This is a genomic window from Phenylobacterium sp. (assembly GCF_016793285.1).
Lineage (GTDB): Bacteria > Pseudomonadota > Alphaproteobacteria > Caulobacterales > Caulobacteraceae > Phenylobacterium.
Genome location: NZ_JAEUMO010000120.1, coordinates 23,687 through 40,235 on the forward strand (window position 1 = coordinate 23,687; position 16,549 = coordinate 40,235).

The following is a 16,549-nucleotide window of genomic DNA, read 5'->3' on the forward strand; positions in this document are numbered from 1 at the left end:
GCTAACAACGCGCCAACCATGAGGGCCTTCTTACGCCCGGTCGGCGCAGTCAGAGCGGGGCGTTGCTTTCGATGACGGATGTCGTCGCACGGAGGGTGGGGGTCGATGCGACGCGCGACGAGCGCGCCGCGGCGACCGCGATCCTGCCCGAGGCGTCCGGGGTGGCCACCAGCTTCGGCAAGCGGTTGCTCGACATCGCGGTCGCCTCGGTCGCGCTGCTCGTGTTCCTACCGCTCCTGATCACCGTCGGCGTGATGATCCGCGTGGAGTCGGGCGGCCCCGCCGTCTTCAGGCAACGGCGGACGGGCCACCGGGGCCGCATCTTCACGATCTACAAGTTCCGCACCATGACGGTGGCCGAGGACTGCGCGGACGTCCGGCAGGCCACCCGCGGCGACGCACGCGTCACGCCGCTGGGCGCGGTGCTGCGCAAGCTCAGCATCGACGAACTGCCCCAGTTCCTGAACGTGCTGAAGGGCGACATGTCGCTGGTCGGCCCGCGCCCCCACGCGCTGGCCCACGACGAGCAATACGGCGAGCTGATCCCCGTCTACGTCGACCGCTTCCGCGCCAAGCCGGGCCTGACCGGCCTGGCCCAGGTGAACGGCCTGCGCGGCGAGATCCTGGACCTGCGCTGCATGCGCGACCGCGTGGCGGCGGACAACCTCTACATCGACAGTTGGTCGCTGGGCCTGGACGTGGCGATCCTCGCCAAGACGGCGCTCGTCATCTTCCGCGATCCTCAGGCATACTGAAGGCCCGTCAGGCGAACAGTCCTCGCCTGTCCGGCGTAAGGTGAGGATTTATCAACCCTGTCTGCAACCGAAGCCACGCTCGCCCCGAATATAGTCCAGATCACGCTTTGGCGGACGGGAACCGTGGCGCGGCTCTTGCTCCCCGCCAGGGGTGATCGACGGGACGGCGGGGAAGATGTCCGGAATTGAGACGCGGTTCGAAGCGGAAGAGGATGCGGAGCGCATCCGCGCGGCGTTCTACGGCTTCGTCGGCGCCCACGACGGCGACGACGTCGACGGCGACGCCCGAATCTCGACCGAAATCGACATGCGCGGCCCCCGCCTCAGCGTCCGGCTCTGGAGCCCCGAGGCCATGGACGCCTTCCTCCGCGACCTCGGACGGCCCGGCCGTCGGGCCTGCTATGAATAGCCTGGCCGAACGCGCACCGAACGAAGCCCAGGGCTGGACGGCCACCGGCGCGTCCCGCCCGGCCGCGGCGACGCCCGCACCGGTCAAGCCGGCGAAACCGGCCAGGCCCAAGGTCGCCAAGGTGGCCCGCAGCTTCCGCAAGCGCACCTTCGACATCGTCATGTCGCTGGGTGCGATCCTCTTCTTCCTGCCGCTGCTGATCAGCGTGGCCATGCTGGTCCGCTCCGAAACGCCCGGCCCGGCCCTGTTCAAGCAGCGCCGCACCGGCCTGAACGGCCGCATCTTCACCGTCTACAAGTTCCGCACGATGACCGTCACCGAGGACGGCGCGGTGGTCCGCCAGGCGACCCGCGAGGACGCCCGCGTCACCGCCTGGGGCGGGATGCTGCGCAAGTACTCGATCGACGAACTGCCTCAGCTCTTCAACGTGCTGAAGGGCGACATGTCGCTGATCGGCCCGCGTCCCCACGCCGTGGCTCACGACGAGGCCTGGGGCGAAAGCGTCCCCGGCTACAACGACCGCTTCCGCGCCAAGCCCGGCCTCACCGGCTACGCCGCCGTCTGCGGGTTCCGCGGCGAGGTCCGCGACCATCAGGCCATCGTCGACCGCGTCGCCAGCGACAACGAGTACATCGACACCTGGTCGTTCGGCCTCGACATCAAGATCGTGCTGAAGACGATCCCCCTCGTCTTCGCCGACGAGCGCGCCTACTAGGCCCCCGGATTAACCGATCGCTCAGCCCAGGCCGCTAGGGTCCGCCCCGACACCGTTGGGGAAGCAAGAATGGCGGACGACACGGGCGCCTTCCGCGCCGTACCGGACACCGAAGTCGCCGAGCCGAGGATGCGCCGTGGCCCGCTGCGGCCGGCGCAGTTGCACAGCGTACGCTCGCGCATCTCCGGCCCCGGCCTCGCGCGCCTGTTCCAGGCCGGCGACGCGCTGGGTCTGGCGCTGGCCTCGCTCGTCGCGACGCGGCTGATGGGTCTGCCCGAGATCATGTGGCTGGGCGCGCCGGTGCTGGCGGTCTTCCTGCTCGTCGCCACCGGGGCCTACTCGATGAACGGCCGCGAGCGGTCGCGCCGGCGCTTCGGCCGCCTGCTCCTGGCCGCGGCGGCCGCCGGCGGCGGCGCGGGCACGGTCTACGCCATCCTCGACCCGAGTTTCCCGGTCATCGGCTGCGCCGTCTGGGTCGCGGCCGCCGCGACGGCGCTCTTCGGCGCGCACCTGGCCTGGGGCGGGATCGTGAGGTCGCTTCGCACCAAGGGCCACATCACGCCCAACGTCATCATCGTGGGCGGCACCTCGGCGGCGCAGCGGCTGATCCGCCGCGCGATGAAGACCCGCGACATCAACATCCTGGGCGTCTTCGATGACCGCCGCGACCGCGTCGGCCCCGAAGTCGCCGGCGTCCCGGTGCTGGGCAAGACCACCGACCTGATCGACCACCGCATCCTGCCCTTCGTGGACCGGATCGTGATCACCGTGCCGCCAAAGGCCAGCGGCCGCATCGCACAGTTGCTGGAGCGCCTCGCGCCGATCCCGAACCCGATCTCGCTGCTGCTCGACGACGCCGACGACGAGACCGAGGCCCAGGCCGTCGGCCGCATCGCCGACTTCGACCTCGCCTACGTGTCCGGCGCGGCCGAGAAGTCCGGCTACCACGTCGCCAAGCGGATCATGGACCTGACGCTGTCGGTCCTGGGCCTGATCGCCCTTCTGCCGCTGATGGCGACCGTGGCTCTGGCGATCAAGCTCGACAGCCCCGGCCCGGTCTTCTTCCGCCAGCGCCGCCACGGCTACATGAACGAGGAGTTCCTGGTCTGGAAGTTCCGCTCGATGCGGACCGAGGCGACCGATCACAGGGCGGCCCGCCAGGTCACCGCCGACGACGACCGCATCACCCGCGTCGGCAGGTTCATCCGCAAGACCAGCCTCGACGAGCTGCCGCAGATCCTGAACATCATCACTGGCGAGATGTCGATCGTGGGGCCGCGCCCACACGCCATCGGCATGCTGAGCGGCGGCGCCGAGGCGTCCAAGCTGGTCGAGACCTACGCCCACCGTCACCGGATCAAGCCGGGGCTCACGGGCTGGGCCGCCGTCAACGGCAGCCGCGGGCCGGTCGACACCGCCGAAGACGTCCGCCGCCGCGTGGCGCTCGACCTCGAGTACGTCGAGCGTCGCTCGATCTGGCTCGACATGGCGATCATCCTGCGCACGGCGCCCTGCCTGCTGGGCGACTCGGGCGCGGTGCGCTGAGGCCGAAGACACGGCCCGGCTTCCCCGCTAAGGAGGCGGGCATGGCGCGCCTCATCCCCCTCGCCGCCCTCGCGGCCACGCTGGCGGCCGGCCCCGCCGCGGCCGGCGAGGCCTTCCTGGGCGTCTACGCGCACGACGTCGACGACGGCATCAGCTACGGCCACTTCGAGGAAGGCGCCCAGATCGTCCTCGGCGCCCGCACCACCGCGCTGGACGAACTCAGGTTCATCGGCCGCGCACGCGTCCACCTGCTGGCCGGCGTCAACACCGCGGGCGGGACCGACTACATCGCCGCGGGACTTTCGTGGCGCTTCCCGATCTCGGAGCGGCTCTACGTCCAGCCGGGCATCGGCGTGGCGGTCCACGACAGCAGGATCGACTACCCCTCGCCCAACGAGCCGGGCATCACCCCGGCCGAGCGCCTGAAGCGCCTCTCCGACTTCGAGACCAAGCTCGACCTGAACTCACGCGTGCTGTTCGAGCCCGAGCTGTCGATCGGCTACAAGGCCACCAGCCGCCTCTCGGTAGAGGCGTCGTGGATTCACCTCAGCCACGGACGCCTGGCGGGCCGCTACAACCCGGGCGTCGCCGACGTGGGACTGCGGATGGTCTACCGCTACGGCCTGGACCGCTAGCTCTCGTAACGCGACAGGTCCACCCGGTCGCCCATCAGCGCCTTCAGCGCCCGGTTGCTCTCACGATACCGGCCGGCGAAGCGCCGCGCGACCACCTTGCTGACCGGCTGCGCCTTGCCGAACAGCGCCTTCAGCGGCGCCTGCCGGCCAAGCCGGCCCACGCCCTGGTAGGCCAGCCGCGACAGCCCACCGAGGTCGAACATCGGGTCGAGGCCGGTGGGGCCGACCCGAAAGTGGTTGATGAAGCGGATCAGCGGCGTCGCGAACTCCTGCTGACTGGGAGTCACCGGATCGGTCGAAATCCCGTCCAGGTCGCCCGTCGCCGTGACGTCCGCGAACGACGCCAGGTCGCGGATGAGCCCCAGCGGGTCCTTCGCCAGCCGCTCCTGCGTCGCCACATGCACGTTCTCGAGCCCGAACAGTTCAGCGTAGAGGCCCACGAGGCGGTGATAGTCCAGGTGCTCGGGCCCGAAGGCGTAGTAGCCGATCACTGGTTCGTCGGCGAAGAACCGGTCGGGCTTCATCGACCCGCCGCGCGACAGGTACTGCATGTAGATCGAGGTCAGCGAGCGCATCTGCTCGCGGATGGTGATCAGGATCCTGGCGTTCGGCGCGATCGCCTTCAGCCGCCGCGCGTAGTCGTCGCCTTCGCGGCCGCCGTACATCGGGTTGCCGACCAGGATCTCCGACGAGATGACGTCGGCGCTGCCCGGCGCGCCCTGGCCCCTGCGTCGGGCGATCAGGTCGCGCACCGGCTGCGGATCGAAGGTCAGGCCCAGCGGCCGCACGATGAGGTCGAACACCTCCTCGTGGCTCATGATCGGGTTCCAGCCGTAGGCCGGCTGGAACAGCACCCGCTGCAGCCAGGTGGTGCCGGTCTTGTGGTAGCCCACATGGATCAGCAGCGGCGCATCGGCCGCCGGTCGATCGGTCATCGTCCTGCCCGTATCGTGGCGCCGGCGACGCCTAGCGCCGTTTCCAGGGGGTGAACCCGAACGGCTTCAGGACCAGCACCACGTAGACCAGCACCACCAGCACGATCAGGAACGAGATGAGCCCCTGGCCCTCGTTGCCGAACCAGTTGGCGACCGCGCAGCCGACCGACGGCGGCAGGTAGTGGAGGATCGTGTCCTGCGGCTCACCGGGCTGCACCGAGCGGTGCAGGAACAGCACGACCAGGGCGCCGAAGATCGCCACGGTGATCCAATCGTAGACGGTCTCCACCAGTCCGCTCCCTCAATACCACCGAGAGTACGCGGCGTGCGCGCCTCCGGATGACCCAATCATCGCCCATCGACCGGAACGGTCAATCCGGGCGTCATCCTCGCCCGGCGTGCAAGCCGCGTGCCGCCCGGGCGAGCTTGCGGCCCGGCGCATCATGGCACACGATTCTGGACCGCGCCGTTTGAGTCTCGAGGATACACCGTGTCGTCCGATCCGCCGACAGCCGCCCGCGGCGCGCGGCCCGGCCCCCGCATCGCCCTCGCGATCCTGCTCGCCGCCGCCACGGTGGCCGGCTGCGGCGGGACCTTCGGCCCCGCCCAGGCCGAGGACGCGACGCCTGGAACCCTGGTCCCCCTCGAGGACGGCCGCCGCATCAACCTGCGTTGCGTCGGGCGCGGCTCACCCACGGTGATCCTGGAGTCCGGGTTCTCCGCCTACTCGCGCGCCTGGACCAAGGTGCAGCCCGCGCTGGCGCGCACCACCCGCGTCTGCGCCTACGACCGCGCCGGCTACGGCTTCAGCGACCCGGGCCCCCTGCCCCGCGACGGCGCCGCCATCGCCCGCGACCTCGACCGAGCCCTGGAGGCCGCAAAGGAGGAAGGCCCCTACGTGCTGGTCGGCCATTCGGCGGGCGGCCTCTACGCGCGGCTGTTCGCGGCGCGGCGCCCCGGCGAGGTGCGCGGTCTGGTGCTGCTCGACCCGACCGTCGAGGCGCTTGCGCCCCCCGGCCGCGACGGGCTCACGGGGATCCGCCGGCGTGTCCAGCGGTGTCTCGCGGCCGCGGAGGCCCGCCCGCAGCCGGCGCCGCAGGATCCCGCCTGGGAAGGCTGCGTCCCGGGCTGGGCCGACGATCACGTCCGCAAGGCCGCGCGCGACCCGGAGACCTGGCGCGATCAACTGTCCGAACTGGACGCGATCTTCGGGCGGACATCGGAACAGGTCGCTCGCCTGGGCGGACTCCTGGGCGATGTGCCGGCCTATGTGATCACCGCCTCCGACACGGCCGCGTCGGCGCAGCAGGTGGGTCTCATCAAGCCGCAGTCCCTGGCCGAGTTGCAGCATCTGCGCCTGGCCCTGAGCTTCGGTCCCGGCTTCCAGCGAACGGTGTACTCGTCGCACCTGGTGATGATCGACCGGCCGGAGGTGGTGATCGAGGCGGTCTCGGCGATGGTGAAGGCGGCGCGCGCCGACAGCCGGCCCGAACCGCTGCCGCCCAGCGAGACGACGACCCTCGAACCCGACCCGGCGGCCGAGGCCACGCCGCCGACGCCGTGACGGCCGCGAAAAAACCGCGGCCGCCCGGACTTTCTGTAACAAGCCTGTCGCACGCCTGCCCCACGAGCGGCGCCGGCGGACGCGACAACTGGTCTGGCCGGGCGCCGGCCCGATGGGCTAGTCTTCAGGCCAACGGGTGGGGCGTTTGATGGCGCGCAGGTTTGCTTCCGGGTCGGTTCTCGCAGCGGCGGCAGGGCTTTGGCTCGCCTGCGCCGCCGCCGCCTCGGCGCAGGTGATCTCCATCGGCGACGACGGCGCGGTGACCACCTACGCCGGCCCCATGGTCCACACCGACCAGGGCGCCGCCGCCATCGCGCCGCCGGCGCCGGCCGCCAGCGCGCCGGAAGAGGTCATGCTGGCGATCCAGGAGTCATCCGCCCGCCATGCCGTACCCGTACCTCTGATGCGGGCGGTGGCCTGGCAGGAGTCCCGGTTCAACAACAGCGCGGTGTCGCCCAAGGGCGCGATGGGGGTCATGCAACTGTTGCCCAGGACCGCCAGCGACCTCGGGGTGAACCCTTCCGACCTTCGCGGGAACATCGACGGCGGCGCGGCCTACCTGGCCCAGCAACTGCGGCGTTTCGGCGACGTGCGCCTGGCGCTGGCCGCGTACAACGCCGGCCCCGAGGCCGTCGCGCGCTACGGCGGCGTCCCGCCTTATGCCGAAACCCAGGCCTACGTGCGCGCGATCCTCGCGCGCCTGGCCGTCGCCCGTCCCGAGTGAGAGCCATGAGAAGACCGATTTCACTGGCCGGCCTCGCCGCCCTGACAGCAGCCCCGGCGCACGCGCAGGCGCAGGCCGCCGACCCCGCCGGGTCGTCGCCGATCCTCGGCGCGCTCAACTGGGTGCAGAACACGCTGCTGGGCAACGTCGCCACCAGCGCCGCGGTGATCGCCGTGGCCGCCGTCGGCTTCCTGATGCTGACCGGCCGGATCGAGTGGAAGCGCGGCCTGACCGTGATCGTGGGCGCCTTCATCATCTTCGGCGCCGTCACCATCGTGGCCGGCATCCGCACGATGGCCGGGGGCTGACCCGGTGAGCCGGCTCGCCTCCGATCCGGTCTTCGCGGCGCTGACGCGGCCCCAGATGATCGGCGGCGTCACCTATCCGTACATGGTCCTGAACCTGATCGTGACGCTGGAGGTGTTCCTCATCACCCGCTCGTGGTGGTCGCTCGGCATCGCCCTCGTCGTCCACGCGATCGGCTACGTGGGATCGCTGCGGGAACCGCGCTTCTTCGACCTGTGGATGACGCGGCTGCGCACCTGCCCCCGGATCCGGAACTTCAGCTTCTGGGGCGGAAACTCGTACCGGCCATGAGCGGGACCTTCCTCACCACCGCCGCCGCCAGGGTGCTGGCCCCACGCGAGGTGGGCGTCGGCGAGCGGCTGCCCTACGAGGGCCACGCCGACGACGTGACGCTGAGGACGCGCGACGGACTGCTGGTCCAGACGCTGCATCTGGCCGGCTTCCCGTTCGAAACGGCGCCCGACGAGGAACTGAACTACCGCAAGGCGATCCGCGAAACGGTGCTGCGCGGCGCCGCGAGCTCGCGGCTCGGCATCTGGCACACGGTGGTCCGCCGGCGCGTGAACCCGGCCTTCCCGCCGCCGCCCGAGGAACCGTTCTGCGCCACCCTCGACATGCGCTGGCGCGAGCAACTGGCGAGCCGGCGCCTCTACGTGAACGACATCTTCCTCACCCTGGTCCTTCGCCCGACCCAGGGCCGCGCCGGCTTCATCGAGCGGCTGATGAAGGGCCCGCGCATCGGCGACGCCGAGGTCGCCCGCGACCTGCGCGAGTTGCACGCCACCCGCGAAGCCTTCGCCGCCGCGCTCGCACCCTACGGCGCGCGCACGCTCGGCCTCTATGACGCCGCCGGCGGCGCGCGGCGCTCCGAGCCCGCCGAGTTCCTGAGCCTGCTCCTGAACGGCGACGTGCGGCCGGTGCTGGCGCCCTCGGGCGACTTCTCCGACGCCATCGCCAGCCGCCGCCTCAGCTTCGGCCTCGACGCCATGGAGTTCGGGGCCGGCGCATCCGGCCAGCCGGCCTTCGGCGCGATGGTGTCGGTGAAGGACTATCCCGCCCGCACTGCGCCCGGCCTGCTGGACGGCGTGCTGCGCCTGCCGGTCGAGCTGGTGCTGACCGAGAGCTTCGCCTTCGTCGACCGCCAGGCCGCGCTCGACCGCATGGGCCTGGCGCTGCGCCGTCTCAAGGCCGCCGAGGACGACGCCTACAGCCTGCGCGCCGAGCTGGCCCAGGCGCGCGACGACGTGGGCGCCGGCCGCGCCGCCTACGGCGAGCACCACCTGACCATCCTGACAAAGGCCGACAGCCTGGACGACCTCGACTACGCCGTCGCCGACGTGCAGTCGGCGCTGGCCGAGGCGGGCGCGGTGGCGGTGCGCGAAGACGTCAACCTCGAGCCGGCCTACTGGGCCCAGTTCCCAGGCAACTTCAAATACATCGCGCGGAAAGGCCTCATTTCCGCCGGCAACTTCGCGGGCCTCGCCAGCTTCCACAACCACCCGGCCGGCCAGGCCGTGGGCAACCACTGGGGCCCGGCGATCGCGGTGCTGGAGACGACCGCCTTCGGCCCCTACCACTTCAACTTCCACCAGGGCGACCTGGGCAACTTCACCTGCATCGGGCCGTCGGGTTCGGGCAAGACGGTGCTGCTCACCTTCCTGCTGGCCCAGGCCGAGCGGCTGAAGCCGCGCATCGCCTACTTCGACAAGGACCGCGGCGCCGAGCCCTTCATCCGCGCCATCGGCGGCCGCTACGACGTTTTGAGCCCCGGCGAGCCGACGGGCTTCAACCCGCTGGCGCTACCCGACACGCCCGGCAACCGCGCCTTCCTGACCGAATGGGTCGCCCAGTTACTGACCGCCGAGGGCGACGTGACGCTGGACTCCGACGACCGCGCCATGATCGCCGACGCGGTCGACGCCAACTTCCACCAGCCGCCGCAACACCGCCGCCTGCGCTACCTGCGCGAGCTGTTCCGCGGCGCGCGGCGGCCCCAGGCGGGCGACCTTGCGGCGCGGCTCTCGGCGTGGTGCGAAGGCGGCGACCACGCCTGGCTGTTCGACAATGCCGACGACCTGCTGGACATCGAGACCCGCGTCCTCGGCTTCGACATGACCAAGGTGCTGGACGCGCCCACCGTGCGCATCCCGGCGATGATGTACCTGTTCCACCGGCTGGAGCAGCGGCTGGACGGCAGCCCCGCCATGTTCGTCGTCGACGAGGGCTGGAAGGTCCTGGACGACCCCGTGTTCGTGCGTCGCATCAAGGATTGGGAAAAGACCATCCGCAAGCGCAACGGCCTGGTGGGATTCTGCACCCAGAGCGCGTCGGACGCCCTGGACAGCCGCATCGCCTCGGCGATCATCGAGCAGGCGGCGACGCAGATCTTCTTCCCGAACGCCCGGGCCAAGGCCAGCGACTATGTCGACGGCTTCGGGCTTTCCGAGCACGAGTACGAGCTGGTGAAGACCCTGCCCGACACCTCGCGCTGCTTTCTCATCAAGCGCGGCGACCACTCGGTCGTGGCGCGCCTCGACCTCACCGGCCTCTCGGGCGAACTCGCCGTGCTGGCCGGGACCGAGCGCACCGTGCGCCGGCTCGACGCCCTGAGAGCCCAGGTGGGCGACGCCCCGGCCGACTGGCTGGCGTCGTTCATGGAAGGCCGGAGCGCCGCATGACCCGGCTTCGCCAAGGCTTCGCAGGGCTGGGCTTCGAAGCTCCGGAAGGGGCGGCGTAGGATGGCCGCCTGCGCATCCGTCGTCGACGATGGGGTGATCCGGGGCGTCCTGGCGACTATCGACTGCCAGACCAAGGCCTACGCCCAGGGCGGCTATCTGGCGCTGACCCAGGGGTCGGGCGTGTTCCAGGCCGCGTTGACGGCGCTGTTCACGATCTACGTCGCCTACATCGGCTGGCGGATGCTGTTCGCGCAGGGCGACGTGCGCCTGGCCGACGCGCCGGGCATCGCACTGCGGATCGGGGTCATCCTGACCCTCGTGACGAGCTGGGCGACGTTCCAGACGCTCGTCTTCGACATGGCCAGCCGCGCGCCGCTGGAGATCGCCTCGATCGCGTCGTCGCCGTGGACGCAGGAGAGCCGCTCGACACTGGCGTCGGACCCGATCACCGGGCTGGAAACGGCCTACCATGAACTCACCCTCACCTCGGCCGCGTTCGGCAAGCAGGCCGGCGTCGACGCCAAGGCCTACGCGAGCCCGCAGGCCGCCGCCGCCGAAGCCGTGTCGCTGGCCAGCGGAGCGCTCTTCTTCTCCAGCGTCGGCGTCATCTCGGCCTCGACGCTGGCCATCGGCATCCTGACGGCCGTCGGGCCGATCTTCGTGGCCCTGCTACTGATCCCGGCGACGCGCGGCGTCTTCGTGGGCTGGCTGCGCGCCCTGATCGCCGCGGCGCTGACGCCGATGGTGGGGTGGCTCCTGCTCGTGCTGATGCTGACGGTGATCGAGCCCTGGCTCGACGCCCTGACCGCCCAGCGCCTGGCCTTCCAGCTCGAGCCGCAGACGGCGATCTCGACCGCCGCGCTGATCTTCGTCTTCGCGGCCGGCCAGGCGGCGCTCGTGATCGGGGCCATCGTCATGGCGCTCGGCTTCAAGCTGCCGGAAGGCGCCGGGGCCCGCGGCGAGGCCGGAGCGGCCGGGCGGACCGCCGCGGCGGGCGGCCCCATCGCGGCCGGCGACATCCTGCCCTCGCGCGCCGAGCGCCTGGCGCTCGACCTCCAGCGCGACCAGGCCCAGGCGACGGCCCGCTCGCGCACGATCTCGACGGCCGCAGCCGCCGCCGCCTCGCCCGGCCGCAGCAGCAGCGTCTCGGTCAGCGTGGGCGAGGCCGCCCCCCGGCTCGGCGAGAGCTACCGCCGCCCCTCCGTTTCCGCCCGGCCCGCGGGAGCCGCCCGATGATGCGCACCACCACCGCTATCGCCTTCACCCTCGTCCTGGCCGCCACCCCGGCGCTGGCCGTCACGCCGCGGCCCGGCCCCGGCGACCCGCGGATCCACGTCGTGGAGTACGACCCTGCCGAGGTGGTCGAGCTGCGCACCGCGCTCGGCTTCCAACTGGCGCTGGAATTCGACCCGCTGGAGAAGATCGAGAACGTCGCGATCGGCGACTCCCTCGGATGGCAGGTGACGCCGAACCGGCGCGCGAATCTCCTGTTCCTGAAGCCGATGGCGGCGCGGCCCGCGACGAACATGACGGTGATCACCAACGCCCGGCGCTACAACTTCCAGCTCAGCGTCCAGAAGCAGCCGTCGCGCGCCCTGCCCTTCACCGTGCGGTTCCTCTACGCGCCGCCCGCCGTCGCCCTGATCGAGGCCCCGCCGCCGCCACCGCCGCCCGTGGAGGCGAACAACGCCTACTCCTACGACGGCTCGTCCAAGACGCTGCCGGTGAAGGTCTTCGACGACGGGCGCGACACCTACTTCACCTTCCGCGGCCAGGAGGACCTGCCGGCGATCTTCGCCGTGGATCCCGATGGCGGCGAGGCGGTGGTCAACACCCGCCAGCGCGACGGCTACATCGTGGTCGACCGCGTGGCCCGCGGCTTCGTGCTGCGCCGGGGCGCCGAGGTGACCCGGATCTACAACGACGGCTTCCGGGTCGAGGAAGCCAGCCTGCTGCGGCAGCGCAAGAAGGACCCGTGGTGGCGGCGATGAGCGGCAAGATCCCCCCAACGACCCGTCAGGACATCAGCCCTGTCTTCGCCCGCGGCGAGGCCCGCGCGCCGCGCGTCCGCGCGCCCAACTCCCCGGTGACCCTGTGGGCCGGCCTGGGCGGCGCGGCCGTCCTGGGATTCATGGTCTTCAACGGCCTGAGTTCGGGCCGCGAGGCGCACGCCCAGACCCAGCCCACGACCACCGAGCGTCCCGTGGTGGCGCCCGCGGCGGTCGCGCCGCCGCCGCCGCCCGTCCCCCAGCCGCAGCCCGCGCCGACGTCGATCGTCCCGCAGCCGCTGCCGGCCGCGCCCAACCCGAACGACGCCCACTGGCGCGCCCCGGCCATGGTCGTGGACTTCAGCGCCTCGCCCGAGGTCGCCCCGATCCAACTGGCCCAGGCCACGGCGTCCGCCGGCGCGGCCCCCGCCGGTCCGCCGGCGAACGACGGCCGCGAGACGTCGGACGAGCGCTTCGCGGCCCGCGTCATCGGCAGCTCGGGCGACGTCGCTCGCGCCAGCCAGATGCGCGACCTCGGCCGCACGATCCCGCAGGGCACGGTCATCGCCGCGGTGCTGGAGACCGCGATCAACTCCGACCTGCCCGGCTCGGTCCGCGGCGTCGTCAGCCGCGACGTGCGCAGCTTCGACGGGAGCCGCGTGCTGATCCCGCGCGGGTCGCGCCTGGTCGGCCAGTACAAGTCGGCCGCGGCCGTCGGCCAGACCCGCGCCTTCGTGGTCTGGAGCCGGATCATCAGCCCGACGGGCGTCACCATCGACGTGGGGTCGCCCGCCACCGACCGCCTCGGCCGCGGCGGGCTGGACGGCGAGGTCGACACCCACTTCTTCCGCCGCTTCGGCGCCTCGATCCTGCTTTCCGTGGTCTCGGCCGGCTCGCAGGCGCTGGCGAACAGCGCGACGAGCGGGAGCAGCACCACCTTCGTCATCGCCTCGCCGGCCCAGGCCAACCAGGTGGCGTCCATCGCATTGCAGAAGCAGATCGACATCCCCGACACCATCAAGGTGGCGCAGGGCGTGCCGGTGCAGGTGTTCGTGGCCCGCGACCTGGACTTCTCGGCCGTCATCCGCTGAGGCCCAGGATGAGCGGCAACGTCTATCTGTCGGCCTACCTCGCGCCGCTGTCGCCGTGGTTGTCGCGCCCCGACGTGACCGACCTCCTGGTCAACCGCGCCGGAGAGGTGTGGGTCGAGACCGCGGGCGGCGGCATGACCCGCGAGCCTGCCGATCAGCTCGACGAGACGGCGCTCCAGCGCCTCGCCCGCCAGATCGCCGCCGCCAGCCACCAGGGCGTCAACCGCGAGCAGCCGCTGCTCTCGGCGACCCTGCCGGACGGCGCCCGCGTGCAGGTGGTCTCGCCGCCCGCCACCCGCGGGGGGCTGATCCTGGCGGTGCGCAAGCACCTTATCTCGGACCTGTCGGTCACCGACCTGGCCCGCGACGGCCTCTTCGAAGGCGCCACCCGCTCCGACCCTGCGAAGGAGGCCGCCGGCGACGCCGAACTGGAGGCCCTGCTGGCCGCCGGCGACCACGCGGCCTTCCTCAAGCTGGCCGTGCGGAGGCGCAAGACCATCGTCGTCTCGGGCGGCACCGGCACGGGCAAGACCACCCTGCTGAACGCCCTCGTCAAGGAGATCGACCGCGCCGAGCGCCTCGTCGTCATCGAGGACGCGCCGGAGGTGCGCCTGGACCACCCGAACAGCGTCGGCCTCGTCGCCGTGCGTGGCGAACTGGGCGAGGCCCGCGTCGATGCCGACCAGTTGCTGGCGGCGGCCCTGCGTCTGCGCCCCGACCGCATCCTGCTGGGCGAGTTGCGCGGCAAGGAGGCCTTCGCCTTCCTGCGCGCGGTGAACAGCGGCCACCCCGGCTCGCTCACCACCGTCCATGCCGACAGCCCCGGAGGCGCCCTCGACCAGATCGCCCTTCTGGCGCTCACCTCGGGGGTCGATCTCGGCTGGGACAAGGTGCAGACCTACGTCGCCCGCGTCATCGACGTGGTCGTGCAGATCGAGCGCGTGGACGGCGCCCGGCGCGTGACCGAGGTCCACTACCGACCGCGTTGATCCGCCGCAGTTTTTCCGCGGAATGAGGGAAATCTCTTAAGCATGATCGGCCATTGTGGCGGCCATGACGACCCGTCCTGCCGTGAACTGGAACGAGCGCCGCACCGAACCCCGTGAGTCGGTCAGCATCCGTGCGCGCGTCCTGCACGGCCAGGGGCTCGCCATGTGGGCCGACTGCGTGATCAAGGATATCTCCGCGGCGGGCGCGAAGATCGAGCTCTCGCACTTTCACAAGATCCCCCCGCGCTTCGTGCTGCTGCACTTCGAAGCCGGCACGGCGTTCGAGGTGGTGCTGAAGTGGCGCCGCGCCGACCTGGCCGGGATGGCCTTCGAGCATCGCCACGACCTGCAGGCCGAGGTTCCGGCGCACCTGAAGGCCGCCAGGGAACAGTGGCTGGCCCTGAAGCCCAGCCTGGGGCTCTAGCTCCGCCTCAGACGAAGTTGAGGTAACGGGTGTTGAAGTTGCGCACCCGCGGGAAGATCACGTCGATATCCGCGTCCGAGACGCCGAACCAGCGGCCGAGCGTGGCGCCGTACTGGTCCACCGACGTCGTCGGGATCAGCGCGCCGCCCACATTGTCCGGATTGTTGAAGCCGTTCACGTCGGCGCCGAGCGTCGGGTACTGGCCGTAGATGTCGCCGCCGTTCACCGCGCCGCCCATGATCAGGTGGTGCGCGCCCCAGGCGTGGTCCGTCCCGTCGCTGTTGGTGGTGAAGCTGCGCCCGAAGTCCGAGGCGGTGAAGGTCGTCACCTGGCTGCGCCGGTCGACGCCGCCGATGTTCGACAGCGCGCCGTCGAAGTAGCTCAGCGCATGCGCCACCTTCGCCAGCAGGTTGGGCTGCACCGCGTTCTGCTGGTCGTGGGTGTCCCAGCCGCCGAGGCTGACGAAGAACACCTGCCGGCGCACGCCGAGGATCTGGCTGGCCGCGATCATCCGCGCCACCGTCTGAAGCTGCAGCGCGAGGCTGTTGGTCTCGACCCGCTGCAGAAGTTGGTTCGTGTACGCCGGCGCCGTCGGGACCCCGGTGACGATCTGCTGGGTGAAGGCGGCGTTCACCGTCGAGGCCGCGCCGATCGAGCGGCCGACCGTCGTCGCGTAGTCGGCGGCGAAGTTGTTGGCGGCGCTGGTGTCGGTGATCAGGCTGCGCACCGCGGCGGGCCCCTGCGACGAGCCGAACAGGGTCGAGCCCTGCTGGCTCGAGATCACCACCGCGGGCTGGGCGCCGGTCGAGAGCTGGTACTGCACCACCGACTGCCCCGACAGGAAGACGGCGTTGCCGGCGGCCGAAACGGCGGTGAAGAGCGTGCTGGTGCCGTTCATCGAGGCCATCAGGTCGGCGAAGCGGCCGCCCCATCCGGTCCGCGCCCCCTCCTGCGACAGCGCCTGCCACGTCGACTGCTGGTCGTTGTGCGAGAACAGGCTCGAAGGCAGCGTTACCGAGCGAGCCTGGTACTGCGCCTTGCTGGTCGGCTGGATCAGCGTGCCCACGTTGGCCAGCACCGCCAGGCGGCCCGAGTTGAAGAGGCTCTGCACCGGGGCCATGAACGGGTGCAGGGCGAAGGTGCGCTGCGCGGCGTTGGTGCCCTCCGGGATGCGCTGGGCCGTGCGTGGCGTGATCGGCAGAACGCCGCCCCACGCCTCCGGCGACAGCAGGTCGGAGACCCGCCCGGTGACGGGGCTCGTCTGGCCCACGGGCGTCGGCGGGGTCCCGGCCGACATCAGGGCGATCGGGTCGGTCCCGGTGTTGCGGGTGTTGAAGTAGCGGGTCCAGCTATCCTGGTCGGTCGCCAGCACCATGTTGTGCGCGTCGTTGCCGCCGAACAGGAAGACGCAGACCAGCGCCCTGTAGTCGGGCGCCGACTGCCCCGCCGCCGAGCCCGCGGCGGCGAGTTGCAGCGCGAACGGCGCGCCGGCGCCCAGCAGGCCCATCGCCCCGCCGAGGCGCAGCAGGTGGCGGCGATCCATCGTCCCGCTCATCGCTGCACCAGGTACTCGGCCGAGGCCATCGTCATGAAGATCGCGAGCTTCGCGCGGTTGGTGAGCGCCGTGGTCTGGGCCGTCCCGGCGGTCGCCGACACGTTGATCGCCCCCACCGCGCCGGCGATGCGGCCGCGCAGGCCCGGCGACATTCGGCCGTTCAGCAGCAGGAGGTCCATCCGGTCGACCAGGGCGTTGGCGTCGCTCGCCACCGCGATCTCGGCGGCATACGCCGA

General features: G+C 71.4%; 18 protein-coding genes and 1 pseudogene. 15 read left to right on the plus strand and 4 right to left on the minus strand.

Translation table 11 applies throughout. The features are described from left to right. Positions 1-71 precede the first annotated feature (71 nt). From JNL41_RS11965 to JNL41_RS11985, 5 genes are all read left to right on the plus strand, one after another. Positions 72-755, plus strand: a complete 684-nt coding sequence (locus tag JNL41_RS11965; protein WP_293475213.1) for a sugar transferase — start codon at positions 72-74, stop codon at positions 753-755. A 175-nt stretch (positions 756-930) separates the two neighbouring features. Next, positions 931-1,164 (plus strand): hypothetical protein, encoded by a 234-nt coding sequence (locus JNL41_RS11970; RefSeq protein ID WP_293475215.1) that lies wholly within the window; start codon positions 931-933, stop codon positions 1,162-1,164. After that, complete coding sequence (locus JNL41_RS11975; RefSeq protein WP_293475217.1) at positions 1,157-1,879, plus strand: sugar transferase; 723 nt, start codon at positions 1,157-1,159, stop codon at positions 1,877-1,879. The genes JNL41_RS11970 and JNL41_RS11975 overlap by 8 nt, the downstream gene beginning before the upstream one ends. Positions 1,880-1,948: 69 nt before the next feature. Beyond that, a complete protein-coding gene (locus JNL41_RS11980) occupies positions 1,949-3,424 on the plus strand; it encodes an exopolysaccharide biosynthesis polyprenyl glycosylphosphotransferase (RefSeq protein WP_293475219.1) in 1,476 nt (491 codons plus the stop codon). A gap of 41 nt (positions 3,425-3,465) precedes the next feature. Continuing rightward, complete coding sequence (locus JNL41_RS11985) at positions 3,466-4,059, plus strand: acyloxyacyl hydrolase (protein WP_293475221.1); 594 nt, start codon at positions 3,466-3,468, stop codon at positions 4,057-4,059. On the opposite strand, the gene JNL41_RS11990 is transcribed toward JNL41_RS11985, so the two are convergent. Together JNL41_RS11990 and JNL41_RS11995 are read right to left on the minus strand one after the other, a co-directional pair. Then, on the minus strand, positions 4,056-4,994 hold the full coding sequence (locus JNL41_RS11990) for a hypothetical protein (RefSeq protein ID WP_293475223.1): 939 nt from the start codon (positions 4,992-4,994) through the stop codon (positions 4,056-4,058). The two genes, JNL41_RS11985 and JNL41_RS11990, sit on opposite strands and share 4 nt — an antisense overlap. Positions 4,995-5,025: 31 nt before the next feature. Continuing rightward, the gene (locus tag JNL41_RS11995) at positions 5,026-5,283 is read right to left on the minus strand and encodes an XrtV sorting system accessory protein (protein ID WP_293475225.1); all 258 of its coding nucleotides are present in this window, start codon (positions 5,281-5,283) and stop codon (positions 5,026-5,028) included. Positions 5,284-5,484: 201 nt separating this feature from the next. Between JNL41_RS11995 and JNL41_RS12000 the strand changes: the two genes are divergently transcribed. From JNL41_RS12000 to JNL41_RS12045, 10 genes are all read left to right on the plus strand, one after another. Then, positions 5,485-6,558 (plus strand): alpha/beta hydrolase, encoded by a 1,074-nt coding sequence (locus tag JNL41_RS12000; RefSeq protein ID WP_293475227.1) that lies wholly within the window; start codon positions 5,485-5,487, stop codon positions 6,556-6,558. 148 nt (positions 6,559-6,706) lie between these two features. After that, positions 6,707-7,282, plus strand: a complete 576-nt coding sequence (locus tag JNL41_RS12005; RefSeq protein WP_293475229.1) for a lytic transglycosylase domain-containing protein — start codon at positions 6,707-6,709, stop codon at positions 7,280-7,282. Positions 7,283-7,287: 5 nt separating this feature from the next. Then, entirely contained in the window at positions 7,288-7,590 is a 303-nt protein-coding gene (locus JNL41_RS12010) for a TrbC/VirB2 family protein (RefSeq protein WP_293475231.1), read from the plus strand. 4 nt (positions 7,591-7,594) lie between these two features. After that, the gene (locus tag JNL41_RS12015; protein ID WP_293475233.1) at positions 7,595-7,879 is read left to right on the plus strand and encodes a type IV secretion system protein VirB3; all 285 of its coding nucleotides are present in this window, start codon (positions 7,595-7,597) and stop codon (positions 7,877-7,879) included. After that, entirely contained in the window at positions 7,876-10,266 is a 2,391-nt protein-coding gene (locus tag JNL41_RS12020; RefSeq protein ID WP_293475235.1) for a VirB4 family type IV secretion system protein, read from the plus strand. The genes JNL41_RS12015 and JNL41_RS12020 overlap by 4 nt, the downstream gene beginning before the upstream one ends. Positions 10,267-10,326: 60 nt before the next feature. Continuing rightward, entirely contained in the window at positions 10,327-11,502 is a 1,176-nt protein-coding gene (locus JNL41_RS12025) for a type IV secretion system protein (protein WP_293475237.1), read from the plus strand. Beyond that, positions 11,499-12,257: a TrbG/VirB9 family P-type conjugative transfer protein gene (locus JNL41_RS12030; protein WP_293475239.1), complete on the plus strand. Its 759-nt coding sequence runs from the start codon at positions 11,499-11,501 to the stop codon at positions 12,255-12,257. Before JNL41_RS12025 ends, JNL41_RS12030 begins: the two co-directional genes overlap by 4 nt. Continuing rightward, the gene (gene virB10, locus JNL41_RS12035; protein WP_293475241.1) at positions 12,254-13,345 is read left to right on the plus strand and encodes a type IV secretion system protein VirB10; all 1,092 of its coding nucleotides are present in this window, start codon (positions 12,254-12,256) and stop codon (positions 13,343-13,345) included. The genes JNL41_RS12030 and virB10 overlap by 4 nt, the downstream gene beginning before the upstream one ends. 8 nt (positions 13,346-13,353) lie before the next feature. Next, on the plus strand, positions 13,354-14,334 hold the full coding sequence (gene virB11 / locus JNL41_RS12040) for a P-type DNA transfer ATPase VirB11 (protein WP_293475243.1): 981 nt from the start codon (positions 13,354-13,356) through the stop codon (positions 14,332-14,334). Between the two features lie 64 nt (positions 14,335-14,398). Then, positions 14,399-14,758, plus strand: a complete 360-nt coding sequence (locus JNL41_RS12045) for a PilZ domain-containing protein (protein WP_293475245.1) — start codon at positions 14,399-14,401, stop codon at positions 14,756-14,758. 7 nt (positions 14,759-14,765) lie between these two features. Here JNL41_RS12045 and JNL41_RS12050 read toward each other — a convergent pair whose 3' ends face one another. Then, on the minus strand, positions 14,766-16,301 hold the full coding sequence (locus JNL41_RS12050; protein ID WP_293475247.1) for a DUF1501 domain-containing protein: 1,536 nt from the start codon (positions 16,299-16,301) through the stop codon (positions 14,766-14,768). A gap of 8 nt (positions 16,302-16,309) precedes the next feature. Then, positions 16,310-16,549 (minus strand): annotated as a pseudogene (locus JNL41_RS12055) (DUF1800 domain-containing protein); the annotation flags it as partial.

Coding starts and splice junctions, on each gene's coding strand:
- JNL41_RS11980 (WP_293475219.1), top strand. CDS start 1,949: ATGGCGGACGACACGGGCGCCTTCCGCGCCGTACCGGACACCGAAGTC.
- JNL41_RS12010 (WP_293475231.1), top strand. CDS start 7,288: ATGAGAAGACCGATTTCACTGGCCGGCCTCGCCGCCCTGACAGCAGCC.
- virB11 (WP_293475243.1), top strand. CDS start 13,354: ATGAGCGGCAACGTCTATCTGTCGGCCTACCTCGCGCCGCTGTCGCCG.
- JNL41_RS11990 (WP_293475223.1), bottom strand. CDS start 4,994: ATGACCGATCGACCGGCGGCCGATGCGCCGCTGCTGATCCATGTGGGC.
- JNL41_RS11970 (WP_293475215.1), top strand. CDS start 931: ATGTCCGGAATTGAGACGCGGTTCGAAGCGGAAGAGGATGCGGAGCGC.
- virB10 (WP_293475241.1), top strand. CDS start 12,254: ATGAGCGGCAAGATCCCCCCAACGACCCGTCAGGACATCAGCCCTGTC.
- JNL41_RS12045 (WP_293475245.1), top strand. CDS start 14,399: ATGACGACCCGTCCTGCCGTGAACTGGAACGAGCGCCGCACCGAACCC.
- JNL41_RS12005 (WP_293475229.1), top strand. CDS start 6,707: ATGGCGCGCAGGTTTGCTTCCGGGTCGGTTCTCGCAGCGGCGGCAGGG.
- JNL41_RS12020 (WP_293475235.1), top strand. CDS start 7,876: ATGAGCGGGACCTTCCTCACCACCGCCGCCGCCAGGGTGCTGGCCCCA.
- JNL41_RS12030 (WP_293475239.1), top strand. CDS start 11,499: ATGATGCGCACCACCACCGCTATCGCCTTCACCCTCGTCCTGGCCGCC.
- JNL41_RS11975 (WP_293475217.1), top strand. CDS start 1,157: ATGAATAGCCTGGCCGAACGCGCACCGAACGAAGCCCAGGGCTGGACG.
- JNL41_RS11965 (WP_293475213.1), top strand. CDS start 72: ATGACGGATGTCGTCGCACGGAGGGTGGGGGTCGATGCGACGCGCGAC.
- JNL41_RS11985 (WP_293475221.1), top strand. CDS start 3,466: ATGGCGCGCCTCATCCCCCTCGCCGCCCTCGCGGCCACGCTGGCGGCC.
- JNL41_RS12025 (WP_293475237.1), top strand. CDS start 10,327: ATGGCCGCCTGCGCATCCGTCGTCGACGATGGGGTGATCCGGGGCGTC.
- JNL41_RS12050 (WP_293475247.1), bottom strand. CDS start 16,301: ATGGATCGCCGCCACCTGCTGCGCCTCGGCGGGGCGATGGGCCTGCTG.